This is a genomic window from Halobacillus hunanensis (genome assembly GCF_900166655.1).
In the GTDB taxonomy this organism is placed as follows: Bacteria; Bacillota; Bacilli; order Bacillales; family Halobacillaceae; genus Halobacillus_A; species Halobacillus_A hunanensis.
This window is the reverse complement of record NZ_FVZB01000007.1, coordinates 674566-700952: the sequence shown is the minus strand read 5'-3', so window position 1 is coordinate 700952 and position 26387 is coordinate 674566. Positions and strand designations below refer to the sequence as shown.

Here is a 26387-nt window from a genome sequence, read left to right as displayed (position 1 = left end):
TCGTTACTTATTGGCCCGGGGATGGCTGTTCATATACACCTGCCGAAGCCTATCTTTCGTTACATGAGTGTAAATCTGTGTTGACGATAAGTGCTCATGCCCTAGCAACTCCTGAACGGAGCGTAAGTCAGCTCCTGCATTTAATAAATGAGTCGCGAAGGAGTGTCTTAACTTATGGGGATGGATCTCTACAGTTAAAGCTGCCTTTTTTACCATCTTATCCAGAATTAAGCGTACCCCCCGTGCGGTAAGAGGTCCGCCTTTTGCGTTTACGAACAACTTCTGCACCGGCTGGGATTGTTTTTTAAGTAGCTGAGGCCGGGCATGGTCAAGGTAGTTTCGCAAAGCTCTCTCTGCAAATTGACCAAATGGTACATACCTTTCTTTTCTGCCTTTTCCATACACGAGCAAAGTGGAGAGCGAGAAGTCGATATGAGACTCTTCTAGCTGCACACATTCGCTTACCCGGATTCCTGTACCATATAGCAGCTCAAGAATAGCCTGGTTTCTCTGCCCCAAAGGTGTTGAGCAGTCACTTACTGAAAACAACTGATTTAGTTCTTCTTCATAGAAAAACTCCGGGATCCGCTGTTCACTCTTAGGTAACCGTACGTTTATAAATGGATTATGTTTCATAATCTCTTCCCGTTCTAAAAACCGACAAAAACTGCGGAGCGAAGAAATTTTCCTTGCCATACTTTTCCGCGCCATATTTTCCTCAAAAAGCTTTGTAAGATACACCCGAATCACCGAGTAATCCACTTCCTCTAAAGACTTGATTGATTCTGACTCCATAAAAACAAAAAAAGCTGTTATATCATCACCATAATGTCTTACTGTCAATGGCGATGCATTCTTTTCAATTTGGAGATATTCTAAAAATAATTGTTTAAATCTAGTCAGTTCTGCCATGATTCACCCCCGCAAAGGCGCTTAAATTTTACCACAACTATCCTATGAATCTCAATGGCTTTAATAAAACTGTAACAAAATTCTGAATTGTTTCCAACATTTTTATTTTAACGGCCATACCAAGGAATCATTTTATGTAAGCCTACTTATTAAAATAACCCATTAAGCTGTCAAGTAAACATACTTACCAAACCGTAATTATAGCTGTCTCTAATGCTTGTGTCAATTCATAACCTAAAAAAAACAAAGCCAGCAGCTGGAATTCCAGCTGCTGGCTCTTATTTGAACGAAAAGCGGGTCATTAAGTTAAGATTGTGGCTGCTCTTTGTAGTCACATTCCGTACATTGAATTTGTGTTCCTTTTTTAGAGCGTTTTTCAACGAGTAAAGATTCACATCGCGGACAAGGTCTTGAAATCGGCTTATCCCAGGAAATAAAGTCGCATTCTGGGTACCGATCACATCCATAAAATTTACGATTCTTCTTGCTCTTTCTTTCTACGACCTCTCCTTCGTTACATTTAGGACAAGTAACGCCAACCGTCTTAAGAATTGGCTTCGTATTTCGGCAATCCGGAAAGTTAGAGCAGGCTAAAAACTTTCCGTACCGGCCCATTTTATAAACCATTTCATGCCCGCACTTCTCACAATCTATTCCTGCAGGTTCGTCTTTAATCTCAATCTCTTCCATCTCTTTTTCTGCCTTTTCCAATCTTGGTTCAAAACCTTGGTAAAACTCGGCGATGACCGACACCCAATTATTTTTTCCTTCTTCGATGGAGTCAAGATCATCTTCCATTTCTTTCGTAAAACCGGCATCAATTATTTCCGGGAAATATTGTTTGAGCTGTTCCAAAACAATCTCGCCGAGTTCTGTAGGAATGAATCGTTTATTATCAAGGGCCACATAACCGCGCCGCTGGATGACATCAAGCGTCGGAGCGTAAGTGGATGGACGGCCAATACCAAGCTCCTCTAAGGTCTTTACTAAACGAGCTTCTGTATACCGCGGCGGCGGCTGAGTGAAGTGCTGGTTCGGTTTAATTTCTTTCGCTTTTACCGTCATTCCTTCTTCCAGGTCCGGAAGCATTTTATCTTTCTCTTTTTTATTATCATCATTGCCTTCAATATAGACTTTCATAAATCCTTTGAATTTAACTTTTGAGCCAGTCGCTCTGAATTCGACCCCTTGATTCAGCAAATGAACGGTCATAGTGTCAAGAATAGCCGGCGCCATTTGACTTGAGATAAACCGATCCCAAATGAGTTTATAGAGACGATGCTGGTCTCTTGATAATGCACTCTTCATTGATTTAGGGTCTCGGGAAGCACTTGTAGGACGAATTGCTTCGTGAGCATCCTGTGCCCCTTCCTGTTTTTTAGAAGCTTTCCCTTTTCCTAAAAATTCTTTGCCAAAAGTGGATTCAATGTAATCCTTTGCTTCTTCCTTCGCTGTATTTGATAGCCTGGTTGAGTCTGTACGCATGTAGGTAATTAAACCTGCTGTACCTTGCTTGCCGCCAAGATCAATCCCTTCATAAAGCTGCTGAGCAAGCATCATAGTCTTTTTAGCTCTAAAATTCAGCTTTCTCGCTGCTTCCTGTTGGAGAGATGATGTAGTGAAGGGTAAGGAAGGATTTCGTTTACGTTCCCGCTTATTGACTTTCTCAATCGAGTACTCATCACCGTTGAGCTTCTTCTGGATCGCTTCTACATCCTCTTTCGTTTTCAATTCTTTCTTTTTACCGTCTACCCCGTAAAATGCTCCTTCAAAGGTTTCTTTGCCTTTAAGGAAATCCGCTTCGATCGTCCAGTACTCTTCGGGTTTGAATTGTTTAATTTCATTCTCACGATCGATAATAATCTTCACAGCTACGGATTGCACACGTCCTGCACTCAGGCCTTTTTTAACTTTTTTCCACAAAATAGGACTGATGTTGTACCCGACGAGCCGGTCTAAAATACGCCTTGCCTGCTGGGCATCAACTAAATCAGAATCAATCGATCGCGGTTGTTTAAACGAGTCTTTAATTGCTTCCTTTGTGATTTCATTAAATACGACACGGCATTTTGATTGATCATCAATGTCCAAGCTATGTGCGAGATGCCAGGCGATAGCTTCCCCTTCACGATCGGGGTCGGCTGCCAGATATACGCGTTTGGCTTTCTTAGCTGCTGCTTTTAATTCTTTTAATACAGGCCCTTTGCCGCGAATCGTAATATATTTAGGTTCAAATTCTTCTTCTACATTTACACCCATCTGACTTCTGGGAAGGTCACGTACGTGTCCAAGTGAAGCCTTTACTTTATATTTTTTTCCGAGATAACGTTCAATTGTTTTTGCTTTTGCGGGTGATTCAACAATTACAAGATAGTCTGCCATTTAGGTTCCTCCCATAGAGGTGTATTTCTGTTTGCTTTTCGTTTTATAAATCTTCCCTATTATTAAATACAATGAAACCGTTTGTCAAACTTCATCGTTTTAATTTTTACTTTTTCAAGGGGAGTGAACCTTTGTCAAAATGCAATTATCAGGAAATTAATTAAAATTTTCCCTATATGCTGACAGAACATCCTGATGGCTTTGGACCAACCGCGCTCCTTCTTTAATGATCGCGTGGCAACCTTCACTTGTTTTGCTTCCGATCGGTCCCGGCAGTGACAAAACTTCCCGCCCTTGTTCAAGAGCCTGATCTACAGTAATAAGTGACCCGCTTTTTAATCTTGCTTCAATCACAAGCGTCGCCTCAGATAGTCCGGAGATAATTCGATTTCGTTCAGGAAAATGAAACTTTCTGGGTGGTTGAGAAGGAGGATATTCGCTAATAACCAGCTGGCGTTCGCACAAATGAGTAAATAATGCTGGATTGTTTCGAGGGTAGGGATGTTCAAAACCAGAGCCCATCACAGCTATAGTGCTGCCCTTATGCTGGAGGGCTAAACGATGAGCATGTTGGTCTACCCCAACTGCCATTCCGCTTACGATACAGAAATTAGATTGGATGAGTGGAAGCAGGATTTGCTCCATGGCTGGAAAGGCATATTTCGATGGGGTTCGCGTCCCGACTACACTGAGAGTTAATGGATGGTGCAGCAGCGCCAAGTCGCCCCTTATATAAAGGACAAGCGGGGGGTCAGGAATAATTTTTAATAAAGCAGGATACGCTTCGTCAAAATACGTCACACAATTGTATGTTTGTTCATTTATGTCGAGTTTCTTCATTATAGTTGAATCATGAATGTGATTGTAAATCGAACGGGCTGTTTCGTGTGATAGATGAAATGAAGTGGCTATTTCTTTAGGGGAAATATTCGGGAGATATGAAAGGCTGGGGTCTTTCTTCAACCAGGCCCTTAGTAATGTACGTGATACATACGGACAGTCATGTAAATGGATTAAGCGCTGCCTAAACGTGTTCATCGATCAGCCTCTTTCTTATGTTAATAGGATAAAGAAGAACTGCGCCGTATGAGCGCAGTCCTCCCCAATATTGGATGATTAATGTGTTTTACATTTTTCATACAAGTTTTCTTTTTTCAAAACATTAATCAGTGTTTCACCCATAACGGATGGTGTTTCCGCAACTGCGATGCCACAATCATTCATAACTCGGATCTTTTCATCAGCAGTTCCTTTACCGCCAGAAATAATCGCACCAGCGTGGCCCATGCGTTTTCCTGGAGGTGCAGTACGTCCGCCAATAAAGCCGACAACTGGCTTATCCATATTTTCTTTAACCCATTCAGCAGCTTCTTCTTCTGCTGTACCTCCGATTTCACCAATCATAATGACAGCTTCCGTATCTTCATCTTCATTAAAGGCTTTCAGCACGTCAATGAAATCTGTCCCATTTACTGGGTCGCCGCCGATTCCCACAGCAGTAGATTGACCTACTCCAGCTTCAGATAATTGATGAACCGCTTCATACGTAAGCGTACCAGAACGAGAAACTACACCTACATGACCTTTATTATGGATATAGCCAGGCATGATACCAATCTTACACTCATCAGGAGTAATTACTCCCGGGCAGTTTGGACCAACCAGACGAGTTCTCTTTCCTTCCATATAACGTTTCACTTTTACCATGTCCATAACTGGAATATGTTCCGTGATGCAAATCGCTAGATCCATATCAGCATCTGTTGCTTCCATGATCGCGTCAGCAGCAAATGGAGCTGGTACGTAAATGACAGACGCATTGGCACCTGTTTTTTCAACAGCTTCAGAAACCGTATTAAATACTGGAATTCCTTCCACTTCGGTACCGCCTTTACCAGGCGTTACTCCACCAACGATTTGTGTACCGTATTCAACCATCTGTTTTGTATGGAATAAAGCTGTAGAGCCTGTAATCCCTTGCACAATAACTTTTGTATTTTTATTAATATATACACTCATCAGATTCCCCGCCTTTCCTACTTAACTAGTTCTACGATTTTTTGAGCGCCATCTGCCATGGAATCAGCAGACGTAATATTTAATCCAGACTCTTCTAGGATTTTCTTACCAGCTTCAACATTCGTTCCTTCAAGACGTACGACAAGCGGCAATGTTAATCCGATCTGTTTCGTCGCTTCGACAACTCCTTCAGCGATAATGTCACACTTCATAATTCCACCGAAAATGTTAACGAAGATACCTTTTACATTGTCATCAGACAGAATGATCTTAAATGCTTCGGTAACTTTTTCCGTAGTAGCTCCGCCGCCTACATCAAGGAAGTTAGCAGGATCGCCGCTGTAATGCTTAATCGTATCCATCGTTGCCATAGCTAGTCCGGCACCATTAACCATACAGCCGATATTTCCATCTAAAGCGATGTAGCTGAGGTCATACTTAGATGCTTCTACTTCTTTTGGATCTTCTTCTTCAAGGTCGCGAAGTTCCGCTACGTCTTTCTGACGGAACAAGGCATTATCATCAAAGTTCAGTTTAGAGTCAAGCGCCAATACGTCCCCGTCTCCAGTCGTTACAAGCGGGTTAATTTCGGCAATGGAGCAGTCCTTTTTAACAAAAACATCATAAAGACCCAGCATGAATTTGACAGCTTTGCCTAGAGACTCTTTAGGAATATTAATATTAAACGCCAGACGACGTGCCTGGAATGGCGTTAAACCCGTAACAGGATCAATGACCTCTTTAAAGATCTTCTCAGGTGTTTTCTCTGCTACTTCTTCAATTTCAGTTCCGCCCTCTTCCGAAGCCATCATCGTTACTTTGCTCGTAGCACGGTCTAAAACAAGTCCGACATAATACTCGCTCTTAATGTCGCAGCCTTCTTCGATTAGCAAACGCTTTACTTCTTTTCCTTCTGGTCCGGTCTGATGGGTTACTAGATTCTTACCTAAGATTTCATTTGCGTATGTACGCACTTCATCAAGATTTTTAGCAATCTTAACACCGCCGGCTTTTCCGCGTCCGCCTGCGTGGATTTGTGCTTTTACGACTGTGACATCGCTCCCCAGCTTCTTAGCTGCATCTACAGCTTCATCTACGGTATAAGCCACATGGCCATTTGGCACTGACACGCCAAAATCGCGCATAATTTGTTTTCCTTGATACTCGTGAATGTTCATGTTTCATCCTCCCATCAAATTTCACTGCATTCCCATTGTATAAAAAAACGCTGTCAATTGTCCACAGTAACCTCTTTTTATGTCGAAAGTCGTTCATTAGTTTACCTTCAACAGGTTATGTAGACTTAGTTTCTTTCCAATTCCTGATCTGTACGGTAAATAAATGCAAATACCTCTGCGACGACATGGTAAAGTTCTTCCGGTATATGTTCATTAATATTTAATTCGGACAACAGTTCGACTAAGGTGGCATCCTCCTGAATTGGCACCTCATTTTCTCTTGCTTTTTCCAATATATTTTCCGCTACAATACCTTTCCCCTTTGCCAGTACTTGTGGCGCCTGGTCCTTTTCTGCCTGATAACCAAGTGCGATCGCTTCTTTTCGTTTATCCTTCATATACGGATATCGACTCCCCTATAATCCCGGCGTGATGCAGAAATTTGTTGGACTTGCTGCTGTTCACTTGTTTGCTGTACTCTAAGTGAGGACAATTCATAACCTAACTTTTCCAATCCGTCTTTTAACATTTTCTTATAATGGTTGGCAATCGATTCAGCTACCTCCAATTGATTAAAAATCGTGACTGCTACCCGGCGTTCAACAATCGACAAATCAATGACTGTATCCCTTAAATGCTCTAATCGTAAGAAAAACATAATATGACAGGAATCCGGGTCAATCTCACCATCTTTATTCTTCTTTCCCTCCATGTTTATATGGATATCTTGATCGACTTTCAGCACATCTCCTGGAAAAGTAAAGGCGAGTTGAAGCATTTGACCGGTTTCCTGCTGGGATACTAGTTGAATACCGCTGAGAAGCTGGATAAGCTGTCTGATTGAATCATGACTTTTCGTCGGATTTTCCTGCACATGCTGCAGCAGCATAGATTTCACGGTTTCCTCTTTAGCCAGCTGATTTTCTCCTTGCAGACCAGCTTTTACTTGGGCTTCATGATTGATTCCTGAAAGCAAATGCATCAACTTGATTTTAGCAAGCATCACTTCTTTTCCACCCATATTAGCCTGCAGTGTTTGAAGACGAACCATCCACTCCAGTAAAGCAGTTTTAGCTAAGTCAGGAACCTGTTTAGACAGTGTACTCTCAAGGGCTGCTAAAGCAGGCAGCGTCCTATCCGAATTTGGAGATGGATGCTGCGAAGCTTCAGTAAGGGTATCCAACAACTGCTGCCCTATAAAAGGAAGCAGTTTCTCTAATATCCCGGCTGAAGAAAGCGTTTGAAACTGTGTTTGTAACCTGCTTTGCGTTGAACCGCCTGGCAGTTGTTCCTTTAGATATACTGTATGTAGCTGCTTGCTCCACTCCCTTACTAAAGTCAATTCTTTTGATGTCAGTGGCAGCTGCTGAGCAAACAGCTTTTGTAAAGCAGCTTCAGCCTGTGGCCCTGAACCTGTAAATGGGATAGACTTACCTGAACTGATTAAGTTTTTCACGAGGGTCTCTGTACTCTGAGCAGCCCCCATGTGTGGTTGAATCAAATGCTTGAGACTATGCTGAAATTGTTCGAAGCTTACTTGCTTGTTCACAATACCGGATTGTTTAAATAAGAGAAAGGTCGTTCTGTTTCCTTTTTCCATGTCAGATATAAGTCTTGTAAACGCTTCTTCCTTGAAGGTGCGTCCGGGGTGCTTTCCTGCTAATAATCCAATTAAATCAGGAAGGCGACGCTGGACGGGTTCTTTTGATTGGCGGAGTTGATCATAGATTTGCACAAACTGATCTGTCAATGATGTGGTCTGGTGCGTAATCAGCGCAGCAAATACTTCTTGTTTGATCGGTAATTGTCTCTGAAACATGTGCAGCAACGTTTCAGCAGCTGCTCTGTTGCCCCTGTGGTGTTGTAACGCCTGAAAAGCAAAGGAAAGATCTTTTTTGGTAAATGAGACTCCATGCTGCATCAGCTGCAGCATGAAGTCCGCATTGCCTTTAGTTTCTTTTACCCCTAGCTGCTTTAACAAACTTGCAATTGCCTGCGGCTTATATTCTGCTGTCTGTTTAGAGAGTACTTTCAATGTTAATACATCACCGACTGCTGTTACTTGAAACAAATATCTCTTCCCTTGTTGTAACGAGGCTTCGAGTTGTACGGGAAACTGGCGCTTCCCCACTTGTACGAGTGCACGCTGGTCAGGAAGCGGTTTTACCATTTTGCCCGCTATAATTTGTCCAACTTTAGGCGGCTGCTCTGATTTTAACGCAGCAGTCTGATGAAGTCCTTTAAACAGAGGGGAAGAACTTAAGCTCATTGAAGTTTCCTCCTTTTAAGAGTGAATAAGGTCCTTCACCGGCGCGAAACTTTTCCGATGATAAGGAGTGTGACCATATGTCTCCAGGGCATGTAAATGATGTTTCGTGCCATACCCTTGATTAGAAGCAAAGTCATAGGCAGGATACTGTTCACCTATCTTTTTCATAACGCGATCACGTGTAACTTTTGCCATAATACTCGCAGCTGCAATCGACACACTTCGCTGGTCACCTTTCACAAGCGATTGCTGTGTGCATGGCATCCTCTCTAGCGTCATCGCATCAATTAACAAATGATCAGGTGCATGTGGCAACTGCTCCACTGCCCGCTTCATAGCCAATTTTGTTGCCTGATAAATATTCCACTGATCAATTTCTTCGTTACTTGCCGTACCTATTCCATAATCTGCTTGTATCTTTATTTTTTCAAAAAATTGCTCTCTTTGGAATGCGGACAATTGCTTGGAGTCATTTAGCCCTTCTAAATAAAACGATGCTGGTAAAATGACGGCAGCCGCCACAACAGGGCCCGCGAGCGGACCTCTCCCGGCTTCATCAATCCCTGCAATCCATACTTTCCCCGAAGTTCGAGCCTCGTTTTCCATCGAAAGCATCCGCTCATATTGATTCTTTAATTCTAACTTTCTTTGCTGCTTAACATCATATTGCTTTAAAAGTTTATGTACACCTCTGCGCTGATCTTTTCTTAATAAATCACGTTCAGACTTAGAGAATTGGTTCGAGTCTAATTTATATTTAATGTCTTTTATCGTTAATTCACGCATATATGACTTCCTTCTATAATTGGTATATCGGTCGTTTGGGCTCATTATGTACAATTTTAGAACAATTCGGATTCACTGTTTATAAGAAAGAACGCAATCAGGAGTCAAAGCCCCTGATTGCGTTCTCCTTGTCCCTATTCCGGTTGATCGAAGCTAATCAAACCAAGCTTTCCACTTCGCAAGTCTTGGAGAATCACATCAGAAGTTTTGTCAAAGTTCACATGGCCGCCACTTTCAAGACAGCCTCGCTTCTGACCTATTTGTTCGAAAGCCCCCATGATGTCGTCGTACCCTGCAAATCCATAACGTTGCTCTAAGAAATCTGGATAATTCGTACTCATAAAATCCAAGATGTAAGCTGCTACATCTTCTTTTGGTAAAATCTGATCTTTGATCGTACCAATAGCGGCCAGCTTATATCCAATTTCCTCTTCTTCAAATTTCGGCCAGAGTATCCCAGGAGTGTCAAGCAACTCAAAGTCTTTCTTTACTTTAATCCACTGCTGTTTTTGGGTAACTCCCGGTCGGTCTCCGGTATTGGCAGCTTTTTTATTCGCAAGTCGATTGATAAGGGTTGACTTTCCTACATTGGGGATACCAAGGATCATGGCACGGGCCGCCCGAGGGCGAACTCCCTTTGCACGGAGCTTGTCCATTTTATCCTGAGCAAGATCTTTCGCCATCTGAACAATCAGTTGTATATCTTTCTTTTGGTTCGCTTCAATGGCCAGGGCATGAATACCCTTACGCTTATAGTCATCGAGCCAAGCTTTTGTAATGGCGGGATCTGCTAAATCCTTCTTCATAAGCACCACCATTTTAGGTTTATTTTGCAATAAACCATGGAGGACTGGATTTTCCGAGGATATCGGAGCTCTAGCATCGACTAATTCAATTACAAAATCGACTAGTTTAAGCTTCTCTTCCGCTTCTCGTTTCGCTTTCGCCATGTGACCAGGATACCATTGTATCGTCATCTAGAATCCTCCCTTACTACACGAAGCCAATTCGATCAAATGGCCAATAAATAAACACCGCTTCTCCTACGAGCTCATCTTTCGAAACCATTCCAATCGTTCGGCTGTCTGTAGAATTGTCACGATTATCTCCCAACACAAGTAAATACCCTTCAGGTACTTCTTCATAACCTCCTGGGAGCTGACTGATCGTGAAATCTTGCGTCAGCTTCTCGCCGCCTGGCAGCCGACTAATTTCCTCATTTAAAAAGGGTTCATCAACTGGTTCACCATTAATATACAGCTGATCGTCTTTAACAGCCACTTTGTCCCCCGGCAATCCGATTACGCGTTTTATATAATCTTTCCTCTCTGTTGCGTGAAAAACGACAATATCAAATCGCTCAGGCGAGCCCAACGTATAGTTGATTTTACTGACAATTAAATGATCCCCATTATGTAAGGTCGGTAACATGGAAGGCCCTTCCACCACAACAGGTGCGAAAAGAAATACACGAACAATGATAGCTAATACAGCTGCGATCGCAAAAGCCTTTATCCATTCTACCCATTGCTTTTTCATGCTAGTGTCCCCTTCGTCGTTAGAAAAAAAGGAGCTTTGCAAATGCAAGCTCCTTTCTCACTGTAATTAAATGATTTCTTTAATACGTGCTGCTTTACCACGCAGATTACGTAGATAATAAAGCTTCGCGCGACGAACTTTACCGCGACGGGAACGCTCTATTTTAGCAATTCGTGGAGAGTGCATCGGGAATGTACGCTCAACACCTACGCCGTAAGAGATCTTACGTACAGTGAATGTTTCGCTGATGCCACCATTCTGACGTTTAATTACGACACCTTCGAACACCTGAATACGTTCACGGTTACCCTCTACAACCTTCACGTGCACTTTAACTGTGTCACCTGCGCGGAAGTTAGGGTGATCTGTACGAAGCTGTTCTTTTGTAATGTCTTGAATTAGCTGTTGCATATTGTTTCACTCCTTCTTAACTAATGCTCTTGCCTTCTAAGAGACAGCGGAACATCGTTTTCCACTTAAACCGAACGTTTAAGCACAACTGATAATATACCATAAACCAACCGTTTACGCAAGGCGTCCTCAGCTTTTTTTCCACTCCTGAACCCATTGCTTTTCCTGGTCAGTTAACCCACGCTGTTCCAAGAGGTCCGGGCGCCTCATGAACGTCCTTTTTAAAGATTCGTAATGACGCCATTCAGCGATTTTAGCATGGTTCCCCGACAGAAGTACGTCAGGCACCTGCTGGCCTCGGAACTCCGCCGGTCTCGTATAATGAGGGTGTTCCAACAAACCACTGGAAAAGGAATCCTCTGGTGCTGACTGGTCATTGCCTAACACATCAGGAAGCAAACGAACAACTGAATCCATGACGACCATTGCACCAAGCTCGCCACCTGTTAACACATAATCCCCGATTGATATTTCATCGGTCACGAGTTCTTGACGAATTCGTTCGTCGTACCCTTCGTAATGGCCGCAAATGAAAATCAACTGATCCTCCTTTGCTAATTCCTCTGCTTTAGCCTGGTTATAGGGCTCTCCCTGAGGGCACATAAGAATCACACGCGTGTTCTGATGGCTGGCGGCGCGGATGTCTTCGATTGCATCGAAAATCGGCTGGGGGGTAAGCACGAGTCCGGCCCCGCCACCGTACGGGTAATCGTCGACTTTGTTATGTTTATTGGTTGTATATTCCCTGAAGTTAATCGGCTGACAGCTGAATGCTCCTTTATCCTGCGCACGTTTCATAATCGACTGGTTTAAAACCCCGTCAAACATTTCAGGAAACAATGTTAAAATATCAATATGCATTAGTCCAGCAGCCCTTCTATTGGATCAATGATGACGGTTTGCTCCTCAACATTGACATCCTTCACAATCTTTTCAATATAAGGGATCAGTATCTCTTTTTGCTGTTGACGTTTGACCACCCATACATCATTCGCTCCCGGAGTAAGAATCTCCTTTACTTCCCCCAGTTCCTCACCTGTAATCAAATAAACCTTGCATCCGATTATCTCATGAAAATAAAATTCGTGTTCGGCTAATGGACGCTGATCGCTTTCAGGCACCTTTAGAAATCCATCACGATATTTTTCCACTTCGTTTATGGAAGCATGATCTTCGAAGGAAATTAAATCAAACCCTTTATGCATGCGATGGGTTTTCACTACTAGTTCTTGTGGGTCGTGTTCTTGCTCATCACTGACCCAATACAAAAGCTGACCCGGCTGAAAACGTTCATCAAAGTCGGTGATTCGCCGGACTTTGACTTCACCTTTTATGCCATGAGTATTAATAACTTGTCCAACATTGTACAATTGTTCGTTCATGTCTTTCATTACCTCGCTCGTATGACAATTCCGTCCTTAATTATAATTTGAGGGTCGAGCATTTGCTCCCTATATCGATCCCCTGCCTCTATAGTCAAAATAGACTCCACTTCATCAACGACTAATTCACTACCATCTGGCAGGATCTCAAGTTGACCCAGCAGGTGTTCAGAACGCTTCATTTTATCTTTGCGCTTTTGAACCTCAGCCGAAAAACGTTTCTCCACTTCCATCTTAGAAAACTCCTGCTTCTTTTCAAGCTTCTTTTGTTCAAACCATAAATGTTCACATTCTTGCTTAAGCCGTAAGTAATCCTCTTCAAACTGCTCGCTTAGTTTCTGTCTGCTTGCTGCTGTTAATACTTGTTTCACAGGTATTCGTTTAAGAATTTGCATAACATGTACCTGCCTCATTGCTATAATTATATGGAAAAAAAGGGAAAGGCTATTCCCCTTTCCCTTTTACATGATATCTAAATAGATTCGTTTGTTTGAATCAGACCCTGCCGCATACACGACCGTACGTATTGCTTTGGCAATTCTACCGTTCTTCCCTATTACCTTTCCGACATCATCTGTATGAACGGTTAAGTGATAGACAACCTTATTGTCTTCCTCCTTCACCTCAACAGCGATCTCTTCCGGGTGATCTACGAGCGGTGTTACGATTGTTTCGATCAAGGCTTTCATGATATCACACTACTTTACTTTTGGTTTTTCTTGTCGTGAAACTGCTTCATGATGCCTTCTTTTGAGAATAAGTTTCGAACTGTATCGCTTGGCTTAGCACCATTAGACATCCAGTCGATTGCTTTATCAGCATCGATATCAACCGCTACTGGGTTAACTACTGGGTTATATGTCCCGATTTGCTCAATAAAACGTCCATCACGAGGTGAACGTGAATCTGCTACTACTACACGATAGAACGGGTTACGTTTAGAGCCCATTCTTTTCAGGCGAATTTTTACTGCCATGTTTAAGCACCTCCATCATTCTTTTAAATAAATGTTTTACACAAGTTTAGATTTTAGCAGATGAATGAATGTCTGTAAAGGTTTTTTACATTACATAAAGGGAAAATTCATTCCTTTGCCTTTTTTTCCTTTAGTATTACTCATTTGCTTCATCATTTTTTTCATATCTTCAAACTGTTTCAACAGTCTGTTTACTTCGGAAACAGACCTGCCTGAACCGCGAGCAATTCTCTTCTTACGGCTGGCGTTCATCAAGGATGGATCCTGGCGTTCTTTAATAGTCATAGATTGAATTATCGCTTCAATATGAGAAATTTGTTTGTCATCAAATGAAGCATTCTTTAAGCCTTTCATTTTGTTGGCACCAGGAATCATATTGATCAGTTCATCAAGCGGCCCCATATTTTTGACTTGCTGCATTTGATCAAGAAAATCCTCAAACGTAAAAGATGCGTTACGCATTTTCGATTCGAGTTCCTTTGCCTGTTTCTCATCGACTTGCGTTTGAGCTTTCTCAATCAATGTAAGCATGTCGCCCATCCCTAGAATTCGGGAAGCCATGCGCTCAGGGTGAAATGGTTCAAGCTGGTCAAGCTTCTCACCCATACCGGCAAACTTGATCGGTTTGCCGGTGACTGCTTTAATGGACAGGGCAGCACCGCCACGCGTATCACCGTCAAGTTTCGTAAGTAACACGCCGGTTACATCCAGCTGTTCATCGAAACTCTCAGCTACGTTTACAGCGTCCTGACCTGTCATCGCATCAACGACAAGAAAGATTTCGTCAGGAACAACGGCGTCTTTAATACGCTGCAATTCATCCATAAGATCCCCATCAACATGGAGTCGGCCAGCTGTATCAATAATCACATAGTCATGATGTTCCTCTTTAGCCTTTTCCACTGCATTCTTAGCAATATCAACAGGATCTGCCTCAGTCCCTTGAGCATGAACTGGCATATCCAGCTGACGACCTAATGTCTCGAGTTGCTGAATCGCCGCTGGACGATAAACGTCCGCTGCTGCTAACATAGGTTTACGGTTATAATTCTTCCTGAGCAGGTTGGCCAGTTTTCCTGTTGTCGTCGTTTTACCGGCACCTTGCAAACCAACCATCATAATGACCGTTGGCGGGCGGTTGGCCACAGCAATCTTACTCTCATCCCCACCCATTAAATCTGTTAACTCTTCTTTAACAATCTTAATGACTTGCTGACCGGGAGTCAGGCTTTCCATCACTTCAGAGCCGACCGCTCGTTCGCGTATCCGTTTAACAAAATCTTTTACCACTTTAAAGTTAACGTCGGCCTCAAGGAGGGCAAGCCGCACCTCGCGGCTCATTTCCTTTACATCTTGCTCGGAAACCTTCCCTTTTCCTTTAATTTTCTGGATGGTTTGTTGTAATCGGTCGGATAAACCTTCAAATGCCATCGAAGGAACCCTCCTATTCTAATTCTTGTAGTTGCTCGAGCCAGTCATGGACCTGATTGTTCTGCTCAGTATCGTTCACTGCCTCTATTATTTTCTGAATCAATTGTTGACGCTTTTCAAACTTTCCGTACAACAATAACTTGTCCTCGTATTCCTCAAGCATCGCTTCTGTACGGCGAATATTATCATAGACAGCTTGTCTTGATACATTAAAAGTCTCTGATATTTCACCGAGCGAATAATCTTCTAAATAATAAAGTTCCATATAGTTTCGCTGTTTTGGAGTTAGTAAGGACTGATAAAAGTCAAACAAATAGTTAATGCGTGTTGTTTTTTCAAGCACAGCATATGCACTCCTTGTTAAGTGAAATACCTTTACATATGAATACTACCGAAGATCATCCTCCCATGTCAAGGTTGACCACGCTATTATTCCATACAAATATAATTGTTTACTTTTTACCGATCGTTTTAGATAGAACGGATCATACATAACAAAAAAGTTATATACTAAGCTCTACTATCACACGATTCTGGAGACTCAGCTTCAAGACACTTTGGGTCCGTTAAGATATGGAGGGCTCGGGTTGGCTGAGAAAAGACTCGCTTTCCTGTGGGGAACTGGCCAGCCTCCTCAGGCAAAGCCTTCCGGGGTCTAGCCTCGCTCCTTCTCCCGCGGGAGTCTCGCCGTTTCCCAGCCAACCCATCTATTTTATGATGAACGGAGCCATACGTATTCTGAATGAATCTCCAATGTTCAAAAGGTTTCCATTAGTGGCATAATAACCTCATCAAAGAGAGACTTCTCATCTGTTTCATAAGAAGTTCTTGTGTGATTTTGGTGAGTGTAATGCTGGGCTGTTTCCATTCTTCTAACAAACACAAGGAGGTCCGGGAAATTGCGAGACTCCTGTGGGATGAACATGACAGGTGAGACCCCAGAGGACGGAGTCCGAGGAGGCTCAGCGCATGCCCACGGAAAGCGAGCTATTTCCCGGACCTCCTTCTCCATCCATGACAATGGAAACATGCCCACAAGCATCTCAGAATCGAGTCTTCTACAATATTGCCCGTTTACGAAACAACTTTATTATCACTCAACAGTTATTCTTCTTCCGTTTGCTCTTCTATCATATCAGCAAACAACCCATAAACGAAGGCGTGGGCGTCAAATGTTTCTAAATCACTTACCTTTTCACCTAACCCAACCAGTTTCACCGGAATTTCCAGTTCATTACGGATCGCGAGAACAATGCCGCCTTTCGCGGTTCCATCCAGTTTGGTAAGGACGATTCCGGAAACATCTGTAGCCTCAGAAAACGTCTTCGCCTGACTCATTGCATTTTGCCCTGTTGTCGCATCAAGAACAAGCAGGACTTCATGAGGGGCACCCGGAACTTCCCGTTCGATAACACGTTTTACTTTAGATAGCTCGTTCATCAAGTTCACTTTATTTTGCAAACGCCCTGCTGTGTCACAAATCAGCACATCAGCCTGCTTTGATTTTGCGGATTGAATACCATCATAAATAACCGCGGCAGGATCACTGCCTTCACTATGTTTAATCACATGAACTCCGGCACGTTTCCCCCATTCATCCAATTGATCGATCGCCCCCGCTCTAAATGTGTCACCAGCGGCTAACGTAACTTTTTTCCCTTCGGATTTCAACTGATGAGCGAGCTTGCCGATTGTGGTTGTTTTTCCGACTCCATTAACACCGACGAACAGGTAAATCGTCAGGCCATCAGTGTTGGTTTGCAGTTCTTCTACCGCGCCTTTGTCTTCATCACCATAATACAGTTCAACAAGCTTTTCGGAAATAACTTCCTTCACCTGCTGCGTGTCTTTAATATTTCTGCGTTTGACTTCCATCTCCAGCTCATCAATCATTTCCATAACAGCATTAACGCCAACATCAGCAGAGATCAGCACCTCTTCAAGTTCTTCAAAAAAGTCCTCATCAACCGTTCGATAACGGGCTACTAAGTCATTAATTTTACTCGTAAATGAATTTCTCGTTTTCGTTAAGCCCATTTTAAACTTTGAGGCAATGTTAGCTTCTTTGGGCTGCGTTTCTTCTTCTGATTCAGGCTGTTGCGCTTCCGCATCAGGCTCATTCGGTAGGTCTGGCTCTTCCAGGGCCTCCTCGGCTTCCTGAACTTCCGTTTCTCCTTCAAGCAATTCAGCTTCTTCCACTGTCTCCTCAGGCTCAGGTGTGACCGGCCCCTTTTCTTCTTTCTTTTCCATAGACTCCTCTATTGCTTTTTCCATCGGTTCTTGAACAAATTTTTCCTTTAACTTCTTAAAAAAGCTCATCAAATCTTCCTTTCTATGTTCCCACTAATTCCGCCGTGTCTTCCAATCGGACGGAAACAAGTTTCGACACTCCGGATTCCTGCATCGTTACACCATACAAGACGTCTGATTCTTCCATCGTTCCCTTTCTGTGAGTGATCACAATAAATTGTGTTTGTGCGCTAAACTCTTTTAGGAACCGTGCAAACCGTTCGACATTTGCTTCATCTAGTGCAGCTTCTACTTCATCAAGTACACAGAAAGGAACAGGTCGTACTCGCAAAATAGAGAATAACAGAGCTATTGCGGTCAAAGCACGTTCTCCTCCTGATAAAAGGCTGAGATTTTGCAGTTTCTTTCCAGGGGGCTGGGCTACGATATCTACACCCGTTTCAAGCATATTATCAGGCTGTGTTAACTGCAGATCTGCCTTTCCGCCGCCGAATAATTCTTTAAATACGTCACCAAATTGAGCTCGGATCTTCGTGAACGTCTCTTCAAACCGGCGCTCCATCTCACTATCCATTTCATAAATAATTGAATGAAGAGTTTCCTTAGCCTGCAGCAAATCTGCCTGCTGTCCTGTTAGGAAATCGTAGCGTTCCACAATTCGATCGTACTCATCAATAGCTCCAAGATTAACCGTCCCTAACTCTTCGATGGCCCGCTTAATTAATTTTACACGCGTAGAAGCTGACTGGACATCCTCGACACCTTGATAATCGTTTTTTGCTTTCTCAAACGTTATCACGTATTCGTCCTGCAAATAATTCAGCAAATTCTCAAGCTCTACATCAAGCCGATTTACTTTGACTTCCTTCTGCTGGATATCTTGAAGGTAATTTTGATGTCTGCGCTGGATTTCTTTCTGTGTTTGTTCTTCCTGATGAACAGACTGAGCTAATTGATTTCTCTCTTCCCTGCGCTCCTGAATCAGTGCAGACGTTGTTTCTTTTCTTATTTTTGACTTTTCAATGTCTTCCATAATGTCTTCTTCTGATTGATTAGAATCCACAACTTCCACGAGCTGCTGGTAAGAATGGCGGTTTTTTGCCAGTTGATCTTGCACCGACTGCAAGTCTGCCTGTAGTCGCTCTGCTTTTTCTTTTTGATTCTCAACAGCTGAATCTTGTTCTGCAAGTTTGATTTGCAAGTTCTGATAACGTTCCTTCTGGTTGGCTTCATCCTCCTGCTGTTGATCTTTAGCAGCATTCAAATGATCGATTCGCTCTTGCAGGCTTTCCAGCTGTTTATTGAGAGAAGTTAATTCTTCTGTCAACGTGCTTAACCGCTCATTTGCCTGTGATTGATCTTGGTTAAATTGTGATTGATCCTGATCATATAATTGCAGCTGATCATTTAAATGACCAACTTTTACTTGCAGCTCTCTAACAGCTGATTGCTCTTCATACTCAGCATTTCGCGAAGAAATAGAATGTTCCTTTACTTGTTCTCTCTTCTCAGTATTTGAAGTGAGCTGGTCTTTCAGCCGCTTTACCTTTTCTTCGACATTTCTTGCTTTTGCATCAAAAGACGCAATTTTCTCTGTTAACTCCTGTAGTTCTTTTTCTCTTGTAAAAAGTGATTGGTTAGATTTCTTTTGAGCCCCGCCTGACATTGATCCGCCTGGATTTACCACGTCTCCCTCAAGGGTGACAATCCTATATTTGCGATTAACTGCATTGGCAATCTTATTCGCTTGCTCCAGATTTGTCGCGATCACAATATGACCTAATAAGTGTTGAATTACCTTTTCATAACGAGTATCAAACTGGATCAGCTCGGAGGCAACACCGACAAAACCTTCCTCCCCTGATAACTTGTTAGCCGCCTGTCCGTAAATGGAACGAGGCTGAATGGTTGTTAGTGGAAGAAAAGTTGCCCGTCCTTTATTATTTTGTTTCAGCCAATGAATCGCCTGCCGTCCTGCTTTCTCATCCTGCACGATGACATGCTGGGCTTGGGCACCCAGAGCGGTTTCAATGGCCGTTAAATAGTTTACTGGAATGTCAATGACTTCAAGAACAGCACCTTCCACACCGTGGATAAGCTGTTTTTCTCTTGCCTTCAGCACTTCGCGCACACCGTGGAAATAGCCAGAGTAATCTTCTTTCATCTCTTCAAGCATTTCCTTTTTAGAGCGCATTTTTTCTAAGTATTGGTACCCCTGATAAAGCTTTTGCTGCCATTCCTGATAAGCCTGATCATCTTTTTTAATTTGATCATCAAGTGTTTTTAGTTCCTGGTCTAAGTCCTGCCGGTTCTGACTGGCTGTTTCCAGCTTATGATGACGGTCTTTTAAGGAACTCTCAACGGCAGCCCTTTCGTCTGACAACTCTTGAAACTTCCCTTGCTGAACTCCTTTTTTATTAGATAGCTGGACGAGCTGCTGCTCTAGGGTTTGCTGCTCATTACGTTTGGCAGCCTGTTTGTTTAATAAATCAATATAATCACTTTTACAATCCTCAACTTCAGCTTCGATATCTTCTACACCTTGATGCAGAGCTTCTTTTGCCTGTTTGAGATTCGCTTTGGTTTCTTTACGATTTTGCCGGAATGTCTTTAATTTATTCGTTTCAGCTTGCGCCTTTTGCTTTACGACTTCAAGCTGTGAAGTTAGTTCTTCATATTCTGATGTTAATTTCGTCTTGTTTTCAGAGTAATGTTTATGGCGCTCCTTCATTAACTCTTTTTTACCTTCTAAATTTTCCAATTCGCGCGTAAGTACTAACAACGTTTCCTGCAGGTCTTCGATTGATTCTTCTAAAGCTTCCATGTTTTCACGCTTCTTACTTATCGAAGCTGCTCTCTTGTCTACATCAGCCTTTAATTCGCCTTCCTCGTGTTTCACTTCCTCCAATTGATCGAGAAGCCCCTGCCACTCTTCATGAAGGTTTTCAATTTGAGTAACGAGTAAAGCAATCTCTACGTGCTTCAACTCGTCTTTTTTCTCTAAATAGTCTTTCGCAACGGATGCTTGCTCCTTCAGTGGCTCCAACTGTCCATCAATCTCATGGATAATATCTTCTACTCGATTAAGGTTTTCTTGTGTCTCAAAAAGCTTATGTTCAGCCTTCTTTTTCCTTTGTTTATACTTTAACACCCCGGCCGCTTCTTCAAAGATGGAGCGGCGCTCTTCGGGTTTAGAGCTGAGAATTTCTTCGACTTTTCCTTGACTAATAATCGAGAATGCTTCTCTGCCGAGTCCGGAATCCATAAATAAATCGACAATGTCCTTTAGACGGCATGTTTGATTATTTATATAAAATTCACTTTCTCCTGAACGATATACTCGTCGCGTTACACTAACTTCCTGATAATCAAGTGGTAACGTATGATGTTCGTTATTTAACGTTAAGGTGACTTCCGCCATATTTAGCGCTTTCCTCGTATCACTTCCGGCAAAAATGATATCTTCCATTTTTGCCCCGCGCAATGATCGGGCAGATTGTTCACCGAGTACCCAGCGGATCGCATCTGTTATATTACTTTTCCCACTTCCATTTGGACCGACAACAGAAGTGACTCCTGAAACGAAGTCTACTGTTACACGCTCGGCAAATGATTTAAATCCTACTGTATCCAGACGTTTGAGGAACATACTCATCCTCCTGTTTAATAATATACAAAAGCGTCGGACCCCTAGTATTCAACATCGCCGCCTAGAAGGGAGTTCTGGCAGGTGAGCTGAAACTCGAGCTTACGAAGCTTGTAGTCGCCTCTTGTATTAAGAACTAACCTAAATTTCAACTTATTCATTTTATCATAGTCTGCTGCGGAGCGGTAGATATGGAGGCAAAGCCAAGAAGGTTGGAACCCTCCATTTGTACAAATGCTGAACCTCACTTGATATGAGTAAATACATTGTCAAGGGTTTTAAAATGATAGAATTTATTTTATGATAATACATAGTAAAATTTAAGAGACGATGAAGGAGGATGCGTTTTGAGTTTACAAGAACCTACACAGGATAATTTAAACATTATCATAAATGATATGGCGGATCGGTTACAAGTTGTAAACCGTTCCCTTATGGACCCTGAAGATTACGATCTAAACAAATATGACGAAATTAAATCATTGCACGACATTGTAGAAATGAAAGGCCAGTTAAGCGTTTCTGAAATCCAGGCATTCGTTCAGGAACTAGGCCAATATCGCAAATAGAAGGCGTCATACCAAAGACAGATAACGTGATCCTGTCACTCACTAAAGGGGCCGTAAAAAAAGACGGTTCAGATGAATGATCATCTGGCCGTCTTTTTTACAGAGCCCCTTGATTTACCAGTGCCTGCTGAGCCGCTTTTTGTTCTGCTTCTTTCTTCGTACGTCCAATGCCGACCCCAGCATTCTCACTCTGGATCCGGACATGGGCTACAAACTCTCGGCTGTGTGCCGGCCCTCTTTCTTCAACAATTTCATACTCTATTCGACTGTTTCGGTCTCGTTGAATGAATTCTTGGAGTTGACTTTTATAATCCATCGCATGAGAAAAAGCACCCTCTTTAATCTTGGGGTAAACGTAATTTTCAAGAAAACGAACGACTTGATCAAAGCCTTTATCTAGGTATAGAGCACCTATGAATGCTTCGAATACATCAGCCAATAAGGCAGGCCGATTGCGTCCTCCAGTCATTTCTTCCCCTTTACCGAGCAAGATTAAATCTTGAAAATTTAAATCATTTGCAAATTTGACGAGTGAAGCTTCACAAACAATCGATGCCCTCAGTTTCGTTAATTCTCCTTCAGGCTTGTTCGGAAATTCTTTATATAAATATTGAGACACCCCCAATTCCAGGACTGCATCTCCTAGAAATTCAAGCCGCTCATTATCTTCACGGTCCGTTTTGCGATGCTCATTCACATAGGATGAATGGGTAAAAGCTTGTTCCAGCAACGAGAGATTTTCAAATTGTTGGCTAATTTTAGCTTGAAAACTGGGAAAATCCTCCATACGTCACCTTGTCCTTTTTGTAATTTATCAATATAGGAAAGGCTGCCTGAAAAACAGGCAGCTATTCAATAGTTAGGACACACTGTTTATGTAATTCACAGCGTCGCCAACCGTATTGATTTTTTCAGCTTCTTCATCAGAGATTTCCATATCAAACTCATCTTCTAGCTCCATTACTAATTCTACTACGTCAAGAGAGTCTGCTTCTAGATCTTCTTTGAAGGAAGCTTCCATTGTTACTTTAGATTCGTCTGCATCGAGACGATCGACAATGATTTGTTTAACGCGATCAAATGTTTCTGCCATAGGAACTTCACCTCCCTTCAGTTATTATAGTAGATTTCCCTTACAGAAACCAGATCAATTTACATGACCATACCGCCATCAACGTGAAGTGTTTGCCCTGTAATATAGGCAGCGTCACCTGAAGCGAGGAAACGTACAGCTCGAGCAACGTCCGCTCCTTCGCCTAACCGGTTGAGAGGAATCAAAGCAAGCATTTGTTCACGCTGCTCATCTGTAAGCTGATCGGTCATATCTGTTGTAATATAGCCAGGAGCCACGGCATTCACCGTAATATTACGTGAAGCCAGTTCCTTGGCGTTTGATTTAGTTAATCCAATGACGCCTGCTTTAGCAGCTACATAGTTGGCTTGTCCCGGATTACCTGAAACCCCAACGATAGAGGAAATATTAATAATCCGGCCAAACTTCTGCTTCATCATCTGTCTCGTTACGCCTTTTGTACACATAAAAACGCCTTTTAAGTTGGTGTCGATTACATCATCAAATTCCTGTTCCTTCATACGCATCAGCAGATTGTCTTTCGTAATTCCAGCATTGTTCACTAAAATATCCAAGCGGCCAAATTCTTCGACTACTGTCTTCACCATTCGGCTGACATCGTCCCCTTGAGAAACGTTGGCTTGAATTTTAATCGCTTCACCGCCGTTATCTTTAATTTCTTGAACAACAGCGTCTGCTCGATCCTCACTGCCCGCATAATTCACAGCAACTTTTGCTCCGCTTTGAGCCAGCTCAAGGGCAATAGCCCGGCCAATTCCACGTGAAGCCCCCGTGACGAGTGCAACTTGTTCATGAAGCATTATGAATCCTCCTTATACCATTCTAAAAATGAAGTTGCTGATTCCGGGTCACCGATCGCAAATGTCTTCATTCTACGTTTTACTTTTCTCACGAGACCACTTAATACTTTGCCGTGCCCGACTTCTACAATTGCGTCGATGTCTTCTTCAACAAATTGTTCGAGAATTTCCTGAAAGCGAACAGGGGAATACAGCTGTTCCACTAATAAAGTTTGAATCTTACTGGCATCTGTAACAGCTTCTGCCGATACGTTTGCGTACACCGGAATTTCAGCGTCATGCAGCTGAGTCTTCGCAAGGGAATTCGCCAGACTTTCACTAGCCGGCTTCATTAATCTTGAATGAAAAGGACCGCTGACGTTAAGGGGCAACACGCGCTTTGCCCCTGCTTCTTGCAACTGTTCAGAAGCTTGTTTTACGCCGTCTGATGTACCGGCGATCACAATTTGGCCAGGGCAATTGATGTTGGCTAAATCAACAGGCTGATCGTGATCTATTTTCGCTAAAACACGTTCAATTTCCTCTTTTTCCAAACCAAGAACGGCTGCCATGGCTCCTAACCCTGTCGGATAGGCTTCTTCCATTAATTGACCACGTGTATGAACAAGTTTAACTGCGTCAATCGCATCAAGGGCACCAGCACTGACTAAGGCGCTGTATTCTCCTAAACTGTGACCAGCTGTCATGGCTGGGTTAACGCCCTCTCCCTCTAACACCTTTGCAATGGCAACACTATTTAACAACAGTGCTGGCTGTGCATTTTCGGTTTTCGTTAACTCTTCAGCTGGTCCTTCAAACATTAAGGATGTCAGTGAATAACCTAATGCCTCATCAGCTGCGTCGAATAGTTCTTTTACTTGGGGGTAATTTTCGTACATGTCCTGCCCCATGCCAACCTCCTGAGAGCCTTGACCAGGGAAAATATACGCTATACGTTTCATTCGTTATCCTCCTTCGCTTGAAGTTCTTTCATCGTGCCAGCGATTGTTGTGGACACATTTCGTTCGATCATTTCACATGCTTGTCGAACCGCATTGTAAACAGCCCGTTCATTAGAAGAACCGTGAGCTTTTATGACAGGTGCAGCCAGACCAAACAAGCCCGCACCTCCGTACTCCGAGTAATCCAGCTGGTCCTTTAACTGTTTTAAATCGTTTTTAACAAGTCCTGCAGCAAGCTTCGTTTTAAAGCTGGACATAAATGTTTTCTTCATCATTGAGAACATCGTCATGGCCGTTCCCTCAAGTGTTTTTAGTGTTACGTTTCCTGTAAATCCATCGGTCACGACTACGTCAGCGACACCCGTTAATAAATCTCTGGCTTCCACGTTGCCGATAAAATTAATCGGTGCGTCTGAGAGCAGCTTGAACACCTGCTTTGTTAATTCGCTTCCTTTTCCATCTTCTGTCCCTACATTCAACAACCCTACTCTTGGCTGGGAGATGTCACGAACTTTTTCACTGTAGATAGAACCCATGATCGCGTATTGCAATAAATGGTTGGATTTTGCATCCACATTGGCACCCACATCAAGCAGAAGAAAGCCTTTGCCATCTTCTGTAGGAAGCGTGGGACTTAATGCTGGTCGTTCAATTCCTTTCATTCTGCCGACGATAAATAAACCCGCACTCATGAGCGCGCCTGTATTGCCGGCTGATATACATCCATCAGCTCTGCCTTCACTTACTTCTTTTGCCGTCAAGACCATTGAGGCCGTCTTTTTTCTGCGAACTGCTTTAACAGGCTCATCATCTGATGTAATTTTTTCCTCTGTATGTATAACGGAAATATTTGCTGTGTCACCTAGTAAAGGATTGATTTGTTTTTCATCACCTATCAAGGTTATGGACAGATCATCAATCTTAGAAACGGCTAGCACCGCTCCCTTGACGATCGACTCAGGAGCATGATCTCCGCCCATAGCATCTATGGCTAGTTTCATTGCTTACTTCACTCCTTCGACTCTTGCTGACGAAACATTTCAAATGTACCTGCGAACACTTCCTCATTCTCAACATAGCTGTGAACATCCACGAGCGTGCGCCCTTTATCACCATCGCCTCGGACGAATGCTTTTGCTATAACACGCTCCCCTTGCTTAACTTGTCGCATAAAGCGTATCCTCGATTCAGCTGTTAGCGCCAGCTCGTCATCAATTACGGCTACAGCAAGGGAATTGGCCTGGGCAAATAAATGATGCCCGCGGGCAATGTGATTCCTTGAGAAAACATGTTCTGATTTAATATCCATAATGGAAATGGCACGTTGATCAAGTTCCAAATCGACCACTTCTCCAATGACTTCCTCAATTGGAAGAGCCTTCACGGTTTCGTTCCATTCCTGGGTAGCTACAGATTTGATCCGTTCTCTCAATTCAGGAATAGATAACTCCATCCGGTCGAGACGAATGGTCTGAATACTTACTCCAAATTGGTTCGCCAACGCTTCATCAGTAATGAATGGAGTGGCGTCAATGGTTGCCTTTAATTCACTTTGCCTCATCTGTTTCGTACGTTTCATCACGTTCCCACCGTTCGATTGTCACAAATTTTATGACTAGGTACTAACAGTAATATATAATACCTGAATCAATTACGCAATAGTTTCCCTATATTGTTCGAGGAAACGATAAAAACATACAACAGAACAAAAGTGCAAGCTTTCCCGGTTGACACGACGAGGCTGGAACGAAAGCGTTTTTATCAAATGAAATTCCGAACTAAGTAAAAAGCTATGATTGGTCC

The 26387-nt window shown here is 42.8% G+C and carries 27 protein-coding genes; 1 reads left to right on the top strand and 26 read right to left on the bottom strand.

What is annotated here, in order from left to right; translation table 11 throughout:
• Nucleotides 1–3: 3 nt before the first annotated feature.
• The 20 genes from xerC to smc all read right to left on the bottom strand — a co-directional run bounded on the left by xerC (nt 4) and on the right by smc (nt 21184).
• Nucleotides 4–912, bottom strand: coding sequence for a tyrosine recombinase XerC (gene xerC, locus B5354_RS16180; protein WP_079529836.1), 909 nt, complete (start codon nt 910–912; stop codon nt 4–6).
• A 306-nt stretch (nt 913–1218) separates the two neighbouring features.
• Nucleotides 1219–3294 carry a type I DNA topoisomerase gene (topA, locus tag B5354_RS16175; RefSeq protein ID WP_079529835.1) on the bottom strand — a complete coding sequence of 692 codons (2076 nt, stop codon included), beginning with the start codon at nt 3292–3294 and terminating at the stop codon, nt 1219–1221.
• Nucleotides 3295–3450: 156 nt separating this feature from the next.
• Nucleotides 3451–4332 (bottom strand): DNA-processing protein DprA, encoded by an 882-nt coding sequence (gene dprA, locus B5354_RS16170; protein WP_079529834.1) that lies wholly within the window; start codon nt 4330–4332, stop codon nt 3451–3453.
• Nucleotides 4333–4410: 78 nt separating this feature from the next.
• Nucleotides 4411–5313 carry a succinate--CoA ligase subunit alpha gene (gene sucD, locus B5354_RS16165; RefSeq protein ID WP_079529833.1) on the bottom strand — a complete coding sequence of 301 codons (903 nt, stop codon included), beginning with the start codon at nt 5311–5313 and terminating at the stop codon, nt 4411–4413.
• Nucleotides 5314–5330: 17 nt separating this feature from the next.
• Nucleotides 5331–6491: an ADP-forming succinate--CoA ligase subunit beta gene (gene sucC / locus B5354_RS16160; protein WP_079529832.1), complete on the bottom strand. Its 1161-nt coding sequence runs from the start codon at nt 6489–6491 to the stop codon at nt 5331–5333.
• A 125-nt stretch (nt 6492–6616) separates the two neighbouring features.
• Nucleotides 6617–6889 (bottom strand): EscU/YscU/HrcU family type III secretion system export apparatus switch protein, encoded by a 273-nt coding sequence (locus tag B5354_RS16155; RefSeq protein ID WP_079529831.1) that lies wholly within the window; start codon nt 6887–6889, stop codon nt 6617–6619.
• Entirely contained in the window at nt 6886–8760 is a 1875-nt protein-coding gene (locus B5354_RS16150; protein ID WP_079529830.1) for a hypothetical protein, read from the bottom strand. The genes B5354_RS16155 and B5354_RS16150 overlap by 4 nt, the downstream gene beginning before the upstream one ends.
• A gap of 15 nt (nt 8761–8775) precedes the next feature.
• The gene (locus B5354_RS16145) at nt 8776–9546 is read right to left on the bottom strand and encodes a ribonuclease HII (protein WP_079529829.1); all 771 of its coding nucleotides are present in this window, start codon (nt 9544–9546) and stop codon (nt 8776–8778) included.
• Nucleotides 9547–9680: 134 nt separating this feature from the next.
• Entirely contained in the window at nt 9681–10523 is an 843-nt protein-coding gene (ylqF, locus tag B5354_RS16140) for a ribosome biogenesis GTPase YlqF (protein WP_079529828.1), read from the bottom strand.
• Between the two features lie 16 nt (nt 10524–10539).
• Nucleotides 10540–11085: a signal peptidase I gene (lepB, locus tag B5354_RS16135; protein WP_079529827.1), complete on the bottom strand. Its 546-nt coding sequence runs from the start codon at nt 11083–11085 to the stop codon at nt 10540–10542.
• Between the two features lie 66 nt (nt 11086–11151).
• The gene (gene rplS, locus B5354_RS16130) at nt 11152–11496 is read right to left on the bottom strand and encodes a 50S ribosomal protein L19 (RefSeq protein WP_079529826.1); all 345 of its coding nucleotides are present in this window, start codon (nt 11494–11496) and stop codon (nt 11152–11154) included.
• Nucleotides 11497–11625: 129 nt separating this feature from the next.
• Nucleotides 11626–12357 carry a tRNA (guanosine(37)-N1)-methyltransferase TrmD gene (gene trmD, locus B5354_RS16125; RefSeq protein WP_079529825.1) on the bottom strand — a complete coding sequence of 244 codons (732 nt, stop codon included), beginning with the start codon at nt 12355–12357 and terminating at the stop codon, nt 11626–11628.
• The gene (gene rimM, locus B5354_RS16120) at nt 12357–12878 is read right to left on the bottom strand and encodes a ribosome maturation factor RimM (RefSeq protein ID WP_079530613.1); all 522 of its coding nucleotides are present in this window, start codon (nt 12876–12878) and stop codon (nt 12357–12359) included. Before rimM ends, trmD begins: the two co-directional genes overlap by 1 nt.
• Nucleotides 12879–12886: 8 nt before the next feature.
• Nucleotides 12887–13273, bottom strand: coding sequence for a YlqD family protein (locus B5354_RS16115; RefSeq protein WP_079529824.1), 387 nt, complete (start codon nt 13271–13273; stop codon nt 12887–12889).
• Between the two features lie 66 nt (nt 13274–13339).
• Nucleotides 13340–13567 carry a KH domain-containing protein gene (locus B5354_RS16110; RefSeq protein WP_079529823.1) on the bottom strand — a complete coding sequence of 76 codons (228 nt, stop codon included), beginning with the start codon at nt 13565–13567 and terminating at the stop codon, nt 13340–13342.
• A 14-nt stretch (nt 13568–13581) separates the two neighbouring features.
• Complete coding sequence (rpsP, locus tag B5354_RS16105; RefSeq protein WP_079529822.1) at nt 13582–13854, bottom strand: 30S ribosomal protein S16; 273 nt, start codon at nt 13852–13854, stop codon at nt 13582–13584.
• Nucleotides 13855–13944: 90 nt separating this feature from the next.
• Nucleotides 13945–15285, bottom strand: a complete 1341-nt coding sequence (ffh, locus tag B5354_RS16100; RefSeq protein ID WP_079529821.1) for a signal recognition particle protein — start codon at nt 15283–15285, stop codon at nt 13945–13947.
• A 13-nt stretch (nt 15286–15298) separates the two neighbouring features.
• Nucleotides 15299–15628 carry a putative DNA-binding protein gene (locus B5354_RS16095; protein ID WP_079529820.1) on the bottom strand — a complete coding sequence of 110 codons (330 nt, stop codon included), beginning with the start codon at nt 15626–15628 and terminating at the stop codon, nt 15299–15301.
• A 761-nt stretch (nt 15629–16389) separates the two neighbouring features.
• A complete protein-coding gene (ftsY, locus tag B5354_RS16085; protein ID WP_079529818.1) occupies nt 16390–17604 on the bottom strand; it encodes a signal recognition particle-docking protein FtsY in 1215 nt (404 codons plus the stop codon).
• Between the two features lie 13 nt (nt 17605–17617).
• Complete coding sequence (gene smc, locus B5354_RS16080) at nt 17618–21184, bottom strand: chromosome segregation protein SMC (protein WP_079529817.1); 3567 nt, start codon at nt 21182–21184, stop codon at nt 17618–17620.
• 344 nt (nt 21185–21528) lie between these two features.
• Between smc and B5354_RS16075 the strand changes: the two genes are divergently transcribed.
• Nucleotides 21529–21750: a DUF1128 domain-containing protein gene (locus tag B5354_RS16075; protein WP_079529816.1), complete on the top strand. Its 222-nt coding sequence runs from the start codon at nt 21529–21531 to the stop codon at nt 21748–21750.
• Nucleotides 21751–21847: 97 nt separating this feature from the next.
• Here B5354_RS16075 and rnc read toward each other — a convergent pair whose 3' ends face one another.
• From rnc to fapR, 6 genes are all read right to left on the bottom strand, one after another.
• Nucleotides 21848–22537 carry a ribonuclease III gene (gene rnc / locus B5354_RS16070; protein ID WP_079529815.1) on the bottom strand — a complete coding sequence of 230 codons (690 nt, stop codon included), beginning with the start codon at nt 22535–22537 and terminating at the stop codon, nt 21848–21850.
• A gap of 72 nt (nt 22538–22609) precedes the next feature.
• A complete protein-coding gene (gene acpP, locus B5354_RS16065) occupies nt 22610–22843 on the bottom strand; it encodes an acyl carrier protein (RefSeq protein ID WP_079529814.1) in 234 nt (77 codons plus the stop codon).
• Nucleotides 22844–22902: 59 nt separating this feature from the next.
• Complete coding sequence (gene fabG / locus B5354_RS16060; RefSeq protein ID WP_079529813.1) at nt 22903–23643, bottom strand: 3-oxoacyl-[acyl-carrier-protein] reductase; 741 nt, start codon at nt 23641–23643, stop codon at nt 22903–22905.
• On the bottom strand, nt 23643–24584 hold the full coding sequence (gene fabD, locus B5354_RS16055) for an ACP S-malonyltransferase (protein WP_079529812.1): 942 nt from the start codon (nt 24582–24584) through the stop codon (nt 23643–23645). The genes fabG and fabD overlap by 1 nt, the downstream gene beginning before the upstream one ends.
• Nucleotides 24581–25585 carry a phosphate acyltransferase PlsX gene (gene plsX, locus B5354_RS16050; protein ID WP_079529811.1) on the bottom strand — a complete coding sequence of 335 codons (1005 nt, stop codon included), beginning with the start codon at nt 25583–25585 and terminating at the stop codon, nt 24581–24583. The genes fabD and plsX overlap by 4 nt, the downstream gene beginning before the upstream one ends.
• Before the next feature lie 8 nt (nt 25586–25593).
• Nucleotides 25594–26163, bottom strand: a complete 570-nt coding sequence (fapR, locus tag B5354_RS16045; protein WP_079529810.1) for a transcription factor FapR — start codon at nt 26161–26163, stop codon at nt 25594–25596.
• Nucleotides 26164–26387: the final 224 nt, after the last annotated feature.